This window comes from Pedobacter sp. N36a (genome assembly GCF_014472395.1).
Classification (GTDB): domain Bacteria; phylum Bacteroidota; class Bacteroidia; order Sphingobacteriales; family Sphingobacteriaceae; genus Pedobacter.
The window spans coordinates 24,513-38,858 of record NZ_JACSZW010000012.1 but is presented as its reverse complement, the minus strand read 5'-3'; the positions used below and the strand labels follow the sequence as shown (position 1 = coordinate 38,858).

General features: G+C 41.5%; 7 protein-coding genes. All 7 read right to left on the bottom strand.

Features of this window, described 5'->3' with window-relative positions; genetic code table 11:
* Nucleotides 1-8: 8 nt before the first annotated feature.
* The 7 genes from H9X96_RS19800 to H9X96_RS19770 all read right to left on the bottom strand — a co-directional run bounded on the left by H9X96_RS19800 (nucleotide 9) and on the right by H9X96_RS19770 (nucleotide 14,258).
* The gene (locus tag H9X96_RS19800) at nucleotides 9-3,458 is read right to left on the bottom strand and encodes a TonB-dependent receptor (protein WP_187667941.1); all 3,450 of its coding nucleotides are present in this window, start codon (nucleotides 3,456-3,458) and stop codon (nucleotides 9-11) included.
* Between the two features lie 226 nt (nucleotides 3,459-3,684).
* Nucleotides 3,685-4,860, bottom strand: coding sequence for a FecR family protein (locus tag H9X96_RS19795; protein ID WP_187667940.1), 1,176 nt, complete (start codon nucleotides 4,858-4,860; stop codon nucleotides 3,685-3,687).
* Between the two features lie 99 nt (nucleotides 4,861-4,959).
* Nucleotides 4,960-5,559, bottom strand: a complete 600-nt coding sequence (locus H9X96_RS19790; protein ID WP_187667939.1) for an RNA polymerase sigma factor — start codon at nucleotides 5,557-5,559, stop codon at nucleotides 4,960-4,962.
* 529 nt (nucleotides 5,560-6,088) lie between these two features.
* On the bottom strand, nucleotides 6,089-7,660 hold the full coding sequence (locus H9X96_RS19785; protein WP_187667938.1) for a sulfatase: 1,572 nt from the start codon (nucleotides 7,658-7,660) through the stop codon (nucleotides 6,089-6,091).
* Nucleotides 7,657-9,315 (bottom strand): beta-N-acetylhexosaminidase, encoded by a 1,659-nt coding sequence (locus H9X96_RS19780; RefSeq protein WP_187667937.1) that lies wholly within the window; start codon nucleotides 9,313-9,315, stop codon nucleotides 7,657-7,659. Before H9X96_RS19780 ends, H9X96_RS19785 begins: the two co-directional genes overlap by 4 nt.
* Before the next feature lie 22 nt (nucleotides 9,316-9,337).
* A complete protein-coding gene (locus tag H9X96_RS19775; RefSeq protein WP_222943941.1) occupies nucleotides 9,338-11,074 on the bottom strand; it encodes a RagB/SusD family nutrient uptake outer membrane protein in 1,737 nt (578 codons plus the stop codon).
* Nucleotides 11,075-11,084: 10 nt separating this feature from the next.
* Nucleotides 11,085-14,258, bottom strand: coding sequence for a TonB-dependent receptor (locus H9X96_RS19770; protein WP_187667936.1), 3,174 nt, complete (start codon nucleotides 14,256-14,258; stop codon nucleotides 11,085-11,087).
* Between the last annotated feature and the right edge of the window lie 88 nt (nucleotides 14,259-14,346).

The window sequence follows — 14,346 nt, the reverse complement described above, 5'->3', positions numbered from 1 at the left end:
TGGGTAAATTATAAGGTTAAGTTCAGGCCAAACGAAAAAGTGCGTCGGAGGGGATAAATCTTACCATCCGAGCTGTTTACATTCGCAATTGCTCCATCGACAGGAACAGCCAGCTCCGGATCAATAGACTTCACCATCTTTGTGATAGTCGCTAAATTTTCTACAGATACGTACAGCCTCAATCTGTTTATTTTAACCCGTTCTATTAGATGCTTGGGTAAAGAATAACCCAACTGAACGTTTTTGAATCTTAAGTAAGCACCGTTTTGAAGGTAGCGGGTCTGCACGACTTCATTCTTTGCCATTTCTGAGCTCATGTAATATTTAGGATAATATCCGTTAGGATTTTCTGCAGTCCAGCGATCACGATGAATGTCAAAGAATGAACTCTGAAAACGGTCGCCGGTGATGCCCCAGAAATAATTTGAATTCACCCATACATCCCGCTTCGCCACCCCCTGAATAAAGGCATTGAAGTCAAAATTCTTCCAAGAAAGATCTAGGTTTAACCCATAAGAGTATCTTGGAGTATTGTTACCGATTATGGAAAGATCTCCTGACTCCGAAACAGTATTCTTACCATTATCGATCCGCCCACTCTGATCAAGATCTTTATAAATTACATCCCCACCTTTCCAGGTACTGTTCCAGAATGAAGCGGGAAGTGCTCCTGCTGCGGACTGATTGTCAGCATACAAGCCAGTGGACGTATAACCCCATATATCTCCAATATGCTGCCCTACATAAAAGTCGGTAAGTATCTGGGTTGGGTTAGGATATTTAGTCACTTTGCCGGTATAATCACTCAGGAGTGCTTTAACAGCATACCTGAAATCTCCAATCTGATCTTTCCATCCCAAAGTCAGTTCAAAGCCGTTGGTTTCCATCTCACCTGCATTTATCGTTGGGGCAGCAGTACCAAATGTAGCAGGTAAAGGAGCTGAAGCGACAATCATATCCCTCATGGTCCGCTTGTACCAGTCAAATGAAACAGATAAACGGTTATTTAAGAGTTCTGCATCAAAACCATAGTCAATCATCACCGGTTTCTGCCAGGTAATATTAGGGTTAATCACTCCTGGAGCAGAAACATAAGCCTGTCTGCCGTTACTAAAAAACCAGTTATTTGGATTATTTGCCACTGAGTTGCCAGCTCCGGGAGCCACAGTTACCATCGACTGGTAAAAAGGATACAGGGAAAGACTCGCCTGATCACCAGACTGCCCGTAAGATGCCCTTATTTTAAAGAAATTCAGTGTATTTTTAACTGGCTTCCAGAATTCTTCATTAGAAACCACATAACCGGCAGATACTCCTGGATAAAATTGCCATCTCTTGGTGATAAATCTTGAGGTAGCATCGTAACGCCCGTTAAATTCCACAAGATATTTTTCTTTATAATTATAATTGAACCGGGTAAAGTACCCTTGTGTACCCAATTGCTCAATCACATCGCTTACTATGGGTTTATCATTGTAAGTTAGAGAAAGAGAGGGCAAGTTATCGGTATACAAATTACTGTTACTTGAGGTAACATTCAGCGATTCATTGAACCTTCTGATATAACCTCCAAGGATTTTAAAATTATGATCAGCAAAACTATGCTCATAAGAACTGAACAGGTTAATCAGTTGATTGTTGGATCTACCTAGTGTACGACTGAAGGTATTTGGGTTTACGCCAAAAGTTGCCAGTGAGCCATCCGGCTTAGGAATATAAAATGTTTTTCCCTGAGCCGAAGATTCATTATAATTCGCAAATAAAGAATAGTTTCCGGTGATATTTAAGCCTTTAATGGGAGCCAGAACGAACTCACCAGTTAAGAAGGTCTGATCCAGATTCTCAAATTTTCTGCTGCCCGAGCCCATCCAAGCAGGATCACTGAAATTGGATAAATTGCCATCCGGATTGTATAATGGAACCACAGGTGCAACTCTTGCTGCCTGATGCATATAGCCACTTAAGCCACCACCTGTTCTGGCTGGATATTCGAAAGGCATATCTGAATTCGATCTTGAAAATGAAGTCCTTACGTTTACTTTCATCCAGCTGGTCACATCCGCGCCGAGATTTCCCCTGAAATTGTAACGTTTAAAATTATCATTTCCATAGCTGTACATCCCAACTACATCGTTGTATCCTAGACCCACATAATAATTGATACTGGAAGAGCCTCCGCTTACGCCAATGTTATGCTGCTGACTGATGCCCCATTTTTTAAAGAGAATATCAAACCAGTTGTTGTTCGCATTCCCCAGCTGCCCGTTATTCCAGTCTGTGTTTGCGGCATTTGCCTGAGTTTCGGACTTTAATGTTCCAGCAAGATAATCTTTTACCCTTTGGATTTGCTCTTCGGGGTAGATAGGCGTACTCCCAGCATTCTGGGCAGCCTCATTCCACATAGTTACATATTCCAGGGACCCAACGGCCTTCGGGGTATTCATTAACTGCGCATAAGAAATATTATTATCATAGCTGATCTGAGGAGCAGCTCCTTTTTTACCTTGTTTTGTATTGATTAAGATCACGCCAAAGGCACCATCAACTCCATAAATCGCAGCCGAAGCCTGATCTTTCAGCACACTGATGTTTTCTATATCATTAGGATTAATCGTATTAATATCTCCTCCAGGGACACCGTCTATCACTAATAATGGAGAGCCTTTAGCTCCAAAACCTGTGAAACCTCTGATATTGATGTCCTGCTTTGCATTCGGAGCCCCGCCAGTATTATTACTGCTAATGTTCAGGTTCCCCACTACCCCTTGTAAAGCTTGAGAAAGGCGGGCAATCGGACGGTTCTCCAGCATTTTTTTATCTACCTGAGCAACAGCTCCAGTTAGGTTCTCTTTCTTTTGTGTACCATAGCCTACCACCACAATTTCACTTAAGGAAGCATCCTGAGGTGCCAAGGTGATGAGCATTTCTGATTTACCCTCTGCTTTTATTTCAAGCGGAACATAACCTAAATAGGAAACCACCAGAATTGCATTTTCATCGATTCCCTTAAAAGCAAAACGACCGGCATTATCTGTAATCTCCGCTCTGTTAGCTCCTTTAACCTTAATGGTAGCGCCAGGTAAACCAAGCCCTTTTTCGTCTACAACTTTACCTGTCACATTGATGGAGAGGTTGATAATTGTGGCGGGGAAACTCGTAAGAATAAGTTTTTCCGTAACAATTATGGCATTATTTTTAAAAGAATAGTTTAAGTTTTGACCTGCAAAAACCTTTTTCAACACTTCCAGAATCTGCTCATTTTTAACCTCAATATTAACTGGATTTGAATTTTTAAGCACCGTTTTTGTGACCAGAAAATCATATCCGGTTTGTATGCGGATCTTGTCAAATACTTTTGTCAGTTTTGCATTCTTTTCAGACAGGGTTATTCTTTGTGCGAATGAATTGGCACTGAGCTGCAATATTGCTGTGGTGATTAGCAGAATGGTTAGTTTCATAACCAATAGTAATTTAGTTATGCCTCTTTTTCGGAGACATAGGTTTGGGTTCCAATTTTTGTACATTTGTTTAGCTGGGTTTATAGCGAGTGCTTGTTCATTGTCCAGATGCCCTGCACCGCTAGGTTAGTTGTTTAGTTTTAAATTATTCAAGACAACCCATTCATGGCCAGGATTCGGATGACAGTCCTTTCCTGGCTTTTTGGATTATCAGTATTTGTAGTGGTTATTTCATCACGATAATCCTCCTTCCTTCAATTTTAAAATGAACGCTTTTAGTATCTTCCAGCATTTCCAGCACCTGTGAGATGTTCTTGGTTCTAGAAATGGTCCCATTGAATTCTTCCTCAGATATCGCCCCATGATATTCAACACTGACATCGTACCACCTTGAAATTTTACGCATGATGGACTCAATCTTCTCATTATTAAACCTGAAGTAATTATTCTTCCAGGCCATTACTTCTTCCAGATCAGCTTCAATGACATTTATCTTATCCTTCCCATTGACCTTAACCCTTGATTGTTCTCCGGGTCTAATGATTAGGCCAGTACTGCGATTTGGCTCCACACGAACACTTCCTTCTAAAAGTGTTGTTCTGTTCTCTGACTCTTCGGAATAGCTATTTACATTAAAGTGTGTTCCTAAAACTTCTACTGTCTGATGGCTGGAAATGACCTTAAAAGGCATTTTTTTATTTTTGGAGACTTCAAAATAGGCTTCTCCCTGGAGCTCTACCTTACGTTCCTTTCCTTTAAAAACCGAAGGATATTTTAATGAGGAGGCCGCATTTAGCCAGACATGTGTACCATCAGGCAGCAGTACCTGATACTGTCCACCCCTAGGAGTTTCAATAAGGTTATACTCATTCCGCCCTGAGTGTTGATTGCCGGTAATGGTATAAACAAGTTGCCCGTCATGAGTCTTTGTAATCTTCATGCCGTTGCGGGCTGAAAATGTCCCGTTCTCTAAATCAGTTAAAATGATCCTTTTCCCATTACCCAAAGTCAGAAACGCCTTATTACCACCTGGACTGATATGAGTAGCGTGTTTCACCGCTCCTCCCTCTATACCCGAGGGAAAAGCTTTATAAAGAAACAAAGCTAAGGCAGCAACAAGTAATATTGAAGCAGCCGCTGCGATAGATTTCCATAAAGCGATCTGCTTAACTTTTTGCTGAGGTATAGCAACGATACGATCAAAGATCTGATTTGCATGGGACTGATCCATTAAATGAATTTCTTGTTCAGAGAAGTCATACCATCCTTCGTCAATAATCTCCTCTAAACCCTCCTTCATATTTGGATCTGCCAACAAGGTTTTCCATTCCAAATGTTCCAGGTTGGTCAAAGTCCCAGCCTGGTAATGCTGATATAAAAATCGTAATCTATATTTGGTCATTTTTATGTTCAATAACAGAATGATCCCCTTGCATCAGGAGACATCCTTTTTATGAAGACGGTTGAGATTAAAACTCGGGGGTATTGATTTAGGTGTTTTTTACAACAGTTTAAAAATAATCAACAGGACAGCGATGTCGGTGTGTGTTTTTAAATAATTCCTCAAAAACCTTAATGCAAGCTTCATATAACTTTGAACCGTAAGGACCGATAAATTTAAACGCAGCGCTGCTTCTTCGTATTTTAATCCTTCCTGATGACACAACTGATAAACTAATTTCTGCTGCCGGGGCAGTAAGGCTACGCCATCATTCAGCACCTTGCGCATATCATTCAACAACACTTGTTCTTCAGTCTCATTATGAGTTTCCTCCCATATCACCCCAAGTTTACGATCAGTTCTAAGTTCAAGTTCTTTGCGTCGCAGGATATCTATGGCACAGTTACGGGCAATTCTTTTTAAATAACTATCTAGATTATTTATAGCCATCAGATTAGGCCCCATTAGCCAAAGTTTAAGCATACTCTCCTGTACAGCTTCTTCAGCCAAAAGTTGTGAATGTAAGATTCTGATGGAAAAAGTATAAATTTTGTTATAATATCTCTGATAAATCACTCTGAAAGCCTGATGATCACCACCTGCGACTTTTGTAAGTAAATCACTTTCATTAACTAAAATATCACTTGAATGAATTAGCATTTATGAATTTGTCAATATCTCCCTAAGATTGAAAAACTAAGCCAGACGCTTATACTTTCAATGTTAACCATAAATTTTAAAAGAACAACAACAAGCTAATTATTTTTTAAGGTAGATTATATTTAAAGCTATTTTTCAAAAAAATACTGGAAAGATGAAATAGTACTAAATTAACTGAAATTCACAACCAATTACGCACCTCGGGGTATCTTTACTATTAATAAAATATCAATTTGCTTATTCCCCTAGTTACCTCAGCCGCCATCCTCCCTTAAAAGAAAAGATAACCCAAGATGCATTCACCAAATTATAATAACGATTTTATCTTTTTAAACAAACCAAATTACCAAAGAGTTAGATTTTACCCTGACCTAGTTCCACATTCATTACTCTAAAAGTACTTACACTAAGATTAAAAAAAGCAGTCATTATATCATCCTCGCTTTCTCCGGGAGACAGGTGATCATAGATGCGCCGGGTAGCAAGAGTACAGCATTAGCAGGTCCCTTATGAAAACGGTGGTTTTTGTTTACATGTTAATTCTTGTTGATCTTTTTCCTGCTAAGATCTGTAATGCATCCTGGTCTTCAAGCTGCTCAATTTGCCTGTTTAATTCTTTATATAAGCGAGCAGTAATGGTCTTATATCCTTTTTTTCCATATTTATTATCCATTTCATGAGGATCGCTTTGTAAATCATATAATTCCCAGCCTTCAACACGTTTATAGAACCTGATCAATTTATACCTTTTGGTACGAATTCCGAAATGCGGAGATACGGCATGCTCGCCATTTTCATAATAATGATAATATAAAACCTCTCTACCCTGATTTGCTTTATTCTTTAAGCCAGGGAGCATGGACAAGCCCTGCACCGCTGTTGGAATAGGTAATCCAGCTGCTTCAATAAGGGTTGGAGCAATATCCAGGTTCATCACAAAACGATCAGAAACAGTACCTGCTTTAACCATTGCGGGATATCGCATTACCATAGGGGTACGAAAGGACTCCTCATATATCCAGCGCTTGTCAAACCAACCATGCTCACCCATATAAAATCCCTGATCAGAAAGATAAATTACAATGGTATTCTCAGTCAAACCATGCTGATCCAGGTAATCCATCGTACGTCCAATGTTTCTATCCAGCGAAGCTGCAGTACTTAAATAATCACGCATATAACGTTGAAATTTCCATTCAGTAAGCGCGTTTCCCTGCAGTTTCAACTTGTTAAAACTGGCTTTGACAGGCTCGAAATAGGCATCCACCTTTGCCCGCTGTGCAGCAGTCATCCGACTAAAGCCGCCATCTCTATTTTTCTCGTCTTCTGTACCGAACATCTTCAAATCATAGCCCATCAACATGGTTTTTTCAATAGACATATCCTGCAAGCTGGCAGCAGTTCGGTTCTTATAGGAATCATAAAAATTTGCTGGCAGCGGAAAGTTAACCTGATCAAATTTACCAAGATCGCTGGTATCTGGCAGCCAAACCCGATGGGTAGCCTTGTGTCCAATCACCAGACAAAAAGGTTTAGACATGTCTCTATGATCCAACCAGCGCTCCGCTTCATCAGTAATAACATTCGTCACATAACCTTCTACCCGCTTTTTATTGCCGTCCATCATGTCAAAATCCGGGTTAAAATAATGCCCCTGATCGGGTAAGACCTGCCAGAAATCAAAACCCTGGGGTTTGCTTTCTAGGTGCCATTTCCCAATCCATGCCGTTTGATAACCACCCTGTTGCAGCTGCTTGGCAAAAGAATCCTGATCACCATTAAAAACAGAACTCTCATTATCTTTAAATCCATTTTTATGACTGTATTTTCCAGTCAGAATCGACGCTCTGCTTGGGCCGCAAATAGAATTGTTGACATAGGCCTTATCAAAACGCACACCTTCCTTTGCAATTCTGTCTATATTTGGCGTCTGCATCAGTTTACTCCCGTAAGCACTGATGGTCTGATATGCATGGTCGTCGGAAATGATCACCACAATATTCGGCCGCTTAGCAGCGGATCCTGTTGGCTTCATTTGTGCAAAAACAACAGTGCTGCTGGCTAACATGGCAAAACAAATTAATTGCTCAATTATTTTCATTTGACTTCTGTGTTATGGTATAGAAAAGGAACAGAAGTAAATACATTTCTGCCGACCGAGCCCAAGCGTCTGCTATGGAAGTATAACTTTTCGTTAAATCTGGACCAATCTTTTGATGTTTTTGGAGACCAGAGTACTTCCGACAAAGCCAACATCCTTGGTAAAGCCATTTGCTCCAGGTGCGGAACTGAATTGATGAACTCGGTCCAGATACAGCCCTGGGCACCCAATACAAAAGATGCTTCCACAGCATTCAATGCGCCAGGAATAGGTTCATAATCGTATACTTTTTCCAGCGTATTGATAGAATATCTAGCGGCAAGGGGTTGTTGTATGCTTAAAGTATCCGCCTGGTAGCGATTAAAATAAAGCGGATTTACAGGAGTCATGACCACAGGATGATGCATCTTGGCAGCCTGAATTCCCCCCTGTTCACCTCTCCAACTCATCACCGTAGCTTCAGCAGCCAGTCCACCCTCCAAAATTTCATCCCAACCAATCAGTTTTTTATCTTTATCGTGCAAAAAGTTAGCCATGCGTTTTATAAAATAACTCTGGAGCTCGTGCTCATCCTTTAATCCTTCTTTTACCATTCTTCGCTGACAGGAGGCACATTTTTTCCAGCTGGCTTTGTTTACTTCATCACCACCTATGTGAATGTAATCCCCAGGAAAAATGGTCATCACTTCTTTCAAAACGTTTTCCAGAAACACAAAACTATCCTCCTTGCCGGCACAATAATTGGCAAGGGCATTTGGATCGCCACCAAAAGAACTCCTGACCTGCTGCGGCATTCCTGTACAGGAAAGCTCAGGATAAGCGGTAATCGCTGCATCTGAATGTCCTGGCATTTCAATCTCGGGCACCACCATAATATTTCGTTCCCCGGCATACTTCACAATATCCTTAGCTTGTTCCTGTGTATAAAAACCTCCGTAACTGAAGGTATCTATCGGCAAAACCTGATTTTTCTTGTAAAAAACACTTCCTGGAATCTCTTTACGCCAGGCGCCAACTGAGGTCAGCTTAGGATATTTTTTAATCTCCAGGCGCCATCCCTCAGAATCGGTTAAATGCCAGTGAAAAACATTCATTTTATACATCGCCATTAAATCGATATAACTTTTCACTGCTTCAGTAGAAAAAAAATGCCTGCTCACATCCAGCATCATGCCCCGCCATTTAAAGCGTGGATAATCCGTGATTTTTAACAAAGGCAGCTGCAATTCCGCATTTGTCCGATAAACAGGAAGCAATTGAAGCAGACTTTGCAAACCGTAGAAAACTCCTTTATCGGTACTCGCTGAAATCGTGATTCCCTTTTCATCGATGTCCAGGTGGTAACCTTCATCTCCAATCAATTTATCTGCTGCGATCAGTAAACGAACCTGGCTTTGGGCCCTATTTTTACTGGTTTTCAGGGTTACATCAGAAACTGATGCGACAACATTAGTAAAATAGCGGGCATGACGGGCAAGTAAAGGATTTTTACTGTCGAAATAAATTCTGGTATTCGCTCCAATGGTAAAGGTACCATCATAGATTTCCATTTTTACCGGTTCAGGTATGATGGTCACTTTAGCGGCAAAACTGCTATTCATCCCCAAGGATAAATAGCTAAAAAACAGCAGTACGATTTTCTTTATATGATTCATAATATTTGATTAGGCTGGATGATTAATACCCATAATTTTGTTGATCAGCTGGGATGCCTTCATTGGCATTTAGTTCAGACTGAGGAATGGGCAGCAGCAAATTCTTTCTCAGAAGATCTGGTGTATTTGGCAGCAGTCGCTCCCTGAATGGCGTGGTGTTTTTATTTGCAATTGCGGCAGCTACAAATGCCTTAGTCAGATGGTGGTTGTTGTGCCTGTCTACTACCAGTTTAAAGAAATCAGCACCCCGTCGGCGAACATCCACAAACATTTCATATTCTCCAGCCAGCTCAAACAAACGCTCATTAAAGATAAATAGACGAAGATCCGACTGTGTTACTGCTGCCGTTAGGTTTTTAGGATAAACAGAAGGGGTATTCGCAGAGGTACGTGCCCTAGTTAACACCTGGTTGATATAGTCCAATGCTTTACCATTATTGCCCAGCTCATTTTCAACATCAGCCATTAAGAGCAAAAAATCTGCATAACGGTAAACGATCAGGTTTTTATTGCTGTTTTGTGCGGTCGAAAGCACATCCATTTGCTTTACAAAATATGGCCAGCCCTGGTGGTCGCCAGTTTTGTTCACATAAGCTGCTTTAAATGCAGCAGATACTTCTTCCAGCTGAGGATTGGTCGGATCAGCTAAAGCTGAATATTTAATAGAGTCGATAGCAAGCGCATTTACACCTGCAGTACCTGAGAGGTAAGGGTAAGCATAGATCCGGAAGTTATTGGTTTTAACTTGCGAATAGTTAGCTGCAAAACTAACTTTTAAGCGAGGGTCATCCGGATAGGTCCCCTTGAACTGATCGTAAAAGGCCTTGGAAACTTTAACCCTTCCCCAGCTAATTCCTGCTGTTGCATTTGAAGGTGCAAACACCCAATTGCCCCTATTCCCAACATAGGTAGAAGTGGTAGAAAAGTTGAGTTGAAAAATAGATTCCCCAGCGCCATTTACATTATTGACGAACAAAGTGGCAAACTTAGGGGCCAAACTATAATTCCCCAATTCAATGACCTTATCCCCCATCTGCTTGGCCTTTGCCCAGTAACCAGAAGTACTCGTATTTTCATGGCATCCCAGTATCCAGTATAATTTTGCCAGGTAGGCATAGGCTGCATATTTGCTGGCTTTGCCAGCCGCGCTGGAGCCAAGCTGTTCTTTAGTAGAAAGGTATTCAGCAGCTTCCAGCCAGTCTTTTTCCACCTGATTGTACACTTCGGTTCTGCTGGCACGGCCTTTTGTAATGGTTAAAGAAGAAGTGGGCTCGGTCCTTAGAGGAACACCTCCAAACACATTGGCAAGATTGAAATAGCATAAGCCCCTCAAAAATTTCGCTTCTGCGATCACTTGCTTTTTATAGCCCTCAGCCAACGAACTTTCCTGTACACTATTAATGAAATAATTACATTCACCAATCACTTTATACCAGCCGCCCCAAATCATTCCTACCAATCCGTTAGTTGCAGGAATACTAAGCGATGCATAGGTATCCTGATCAGAACCATTGGTTTGCGCCCAGCCTAAACCAGATGCACCTACCATCACTTCAGGGATGGCCTGCCCATAGGCATTATAATTTGTCATGTAGCCATAACACCCGGCCAGCGCCAGACTGGCGGTAGTTTCGCTTTCAAAAGCCGTTTTACTATTGATAGAATATTTTGGATCCTCGTCCAATACTTTTTTACAGGACACCATCGTCAATGCTACGGCCAGCATGCTGATAAAGGAAATATATGTAGAATGTTTCATGACTATTTGTTTAAAAGGTAACATTAAGACCCAGTATGAACTGACGGGGATTGGAATAGGAGTTTAAATCTATCCCAGGTCTGAGCCCATCAAAAGAAAAAGTTCTCATTTCAGGATCATATCCAGAATAGCCGGTAATTACAAAGCCATTTTTCACAGATGCAAACAGGTTAACATCACCAATGCTATTTTTAAAAGTTGATTTAGGGAAGGTGTAGCCTAGTGTAATATCGCTGCAGCGCAGAAAACTTGCATCCTCTACGTAACGGTCGTAAACCACATTCTGCAAAACACTGTTTACTGCAGGGAACAGATTAGAAGGTGAATCTGCACGCCAAGCTCCACTGTAAGCATTACCAATCATATTAGAGGTCTGCTGAGCAGGCATTTGCTCGTAACGAATATTGCCATTCAGCACATCTCCACCTTTGACTCCATAAAACGCTGCAGAAAATCGGAATTGTTTATACTCCAATGTAGTTTGAAAACCATAGTTAAAATCAGGATTTGGATTCCCTATAATGGTTTTATCATTTACATTGATGACCCCGTCACCATTTACATCAACCACTTTAATATTTCCGGGAGTTTGTGTAAAAATGGTAGAAGCAGGTACTGTGTCACCAGTCTGGATAATTCCATCAGTTTTATAACCCCAGAACAATCCAGGAGCTTTCCCAACAATAAATATATTAGCAGGACCAAAATGGTCTCCGATAGAATTCCCTAAGTAGGCTTTATATCGCTCATTACCGAATTGGGTTTCCGGCAGGCCAAGGTCGAGAATTTTAGACCTGTTTATTCCGATGTTCCCCGATATACTCCAGTTAAACTGGTCATTTCGGATCAGTTCTGAAGCCAGAGAAAGTTCCAATCCTTTATTGCTCAATTCACCTTGATTCATGGTGATGGTGCCAAAGGAAGTAGAAGCGGGCAGATTTTTCTCAATCAGCAGATCGCTGGTCTTTTTGTAATAAGCATCAATCGTTCCGCTCAGTTTACCTTTCCATAGGTTAAAATCCAGACCCACATTATATGCTGAAGTGGTTTCCCATTTCAGGTCGCTGTTTTGCAAATTGCTCACACCGATGGCCATCGCTTTTACTCCTGCAGCATTAGCATAATCTACAATCTGCGCATAATCGTAAAAACTATTGTATGGAGAGATAGACTGGCTGCCGGTTTTACCATAACCCAGTCGTAATTTCAGTTGATTTATCCAGGTAAACTGCTTGATCCATTCTTCCTGATCGACACGCCATGCCAGTGCAAATGATGGGAAAAGCGCCCAGCGGTTGCCTCGCTTGAACTTACTGCTGCCATCGGCCCTTGCCGTTATCGTAGCCAGGTATCTGCCTTCCAGGAAAGAAAGGTTTATACGAGCCAGGTAAGACAGCAGCTGGTAGTCCCGCTGTATAGGCTGCAGTTTATTAATAATAGATGCCATATGCAGCCCGTTTGTTCTGAGATTTTTAAACTGAAAATTTGAACCGGTTGTGGCATTGCTCAACCAATCGTAATCATCATAGGTTACGCCCGCTGTTGCACTGATGCTGACAAATTTTGCGATCGAGGTATTGTAGTTGACCAGGTTCTCTATCGTGTAGTTGCTGCTGTTTAAATTGCTCAGACCTAGTAACCCATTATTGTTCAGGCCTTGAAACAGCTGTACACCGTACCATCTGGAACGGTCCTGTATCATTATATTTCCCCCAGTCCGTACGTTGTAAGAGAAGTTTTTAGAGATCTTCCAGGTCAAGTCTGCAGCAGCACGTGCCGATTTTTCGTCAGTGAGGTCATTATAGTCCGTTAGCCAGGAAAGCGTAGTCGTTTTTGCTTCTTCATTGCTGAGTAAAAGCGGGTCATCAGCAGGTATTTCGAAAGGTGCCGAATCGATAGCCGTACGGGTGATTGAGCCAGTTACCCCTCCCCTGGTGTTCCCACCAGACATCATGTTGTTTTTTTTCAGCGCACCACTTAATGAGGCATTAAAGGTTAAGCTGTTCGATAAATCGCCGCTTAAATTTAAACGCAAGCCGCTTTGTCTTAAATTCGTTTCCTTTACCAGGCCATTTATATTTTTGTAATCGGCAGACAGGTAATACTTGATCCTGCTTTCACCACCGCTAACCGCCACATCATAGTTCTGAGAAAAAGCATTTCTATAAATATCTTTTTGCCAGTTACGTTCCGTAACCACCCTGTAGGTAGCTGGATCGGCAGCATTGTAGACCTGTCCGGAGAAGACATAGCGCATTTCATCACCAACAGGAAAAAACTGTCCCGCTGCCACTCCCAAACGTTCATTTCGGTAAGCCGCATATTCCGACAAATTCAGCATATCCCTTAAATTAGTCGCCCTGGCGGTTGTAAAATTAGCACGGGCACTGACTTTTGCTTTTCCTTGTTTGCCTTTTTTTGTAGTTACGATAATCACTCCGTTTGCACCTCTTGAACCGTAAATAGCGGTGGCGGAAGCATCCTTCAAAATCTGGATATCTTCAATATCAGAAGGGCTTAAATTAGTTAAGGGATTCTGAGGAATCTGAAAATCAGCGCCGCCCAATGCACTTGCCGGAAAGGAACCGGTAGAGGCCTGGGGAATATTATCAATAATATATAATGGCTGATTGTCACCACGCAAAGAATTGGCTCCCCTGATGGTGACCGAAGAAGCCGCTCCTGGTGTAGCTACAGACCCGGATACAGAAACTCCTGCAACTCTACCCTGCAACAGATTTTCTACAGACAATGCTTTTGAAGCGTCATTTGCATTTGGCTTAATAGAAGTAATTGCACCGGTTACATCACTCTTTCTTACGCTGCCATAACCGATCACGACCACATCGTTTAAAACTTTGGCATCCTCGAGTAGCGTTACATTGATGAAATTTTTGTTTCCGATATTGATTTTCTGGGTTAGAAATCCCGTATAGGAGATCAGCAAAACCTCATTAGTTCCCGCAGACTGAATGCTAAAGTCGCCCTTATTATCGGTTGTGGTATACCGTTTTGTTCCCGCTACCTGGATGGTGGCTCCAGCAATACCTTGTTTAGATACATCTGTCACTTTCCCCGTAACATTGCGGCTTTGAGCAAAGGAGCCTGCATGAAAGAAGAAGACTAGAAAAAATGCACCGATCACAAATAGCCGGGATGGAGTTATTGTAAAACTACCTTGCATAATGATTTAATTTGGTTTATATTTTGGTTTGGTTGAAAAACCATTAAGGCACTAAAAGACCTTAATGGCTGAATCAAAAGTAGCGCTG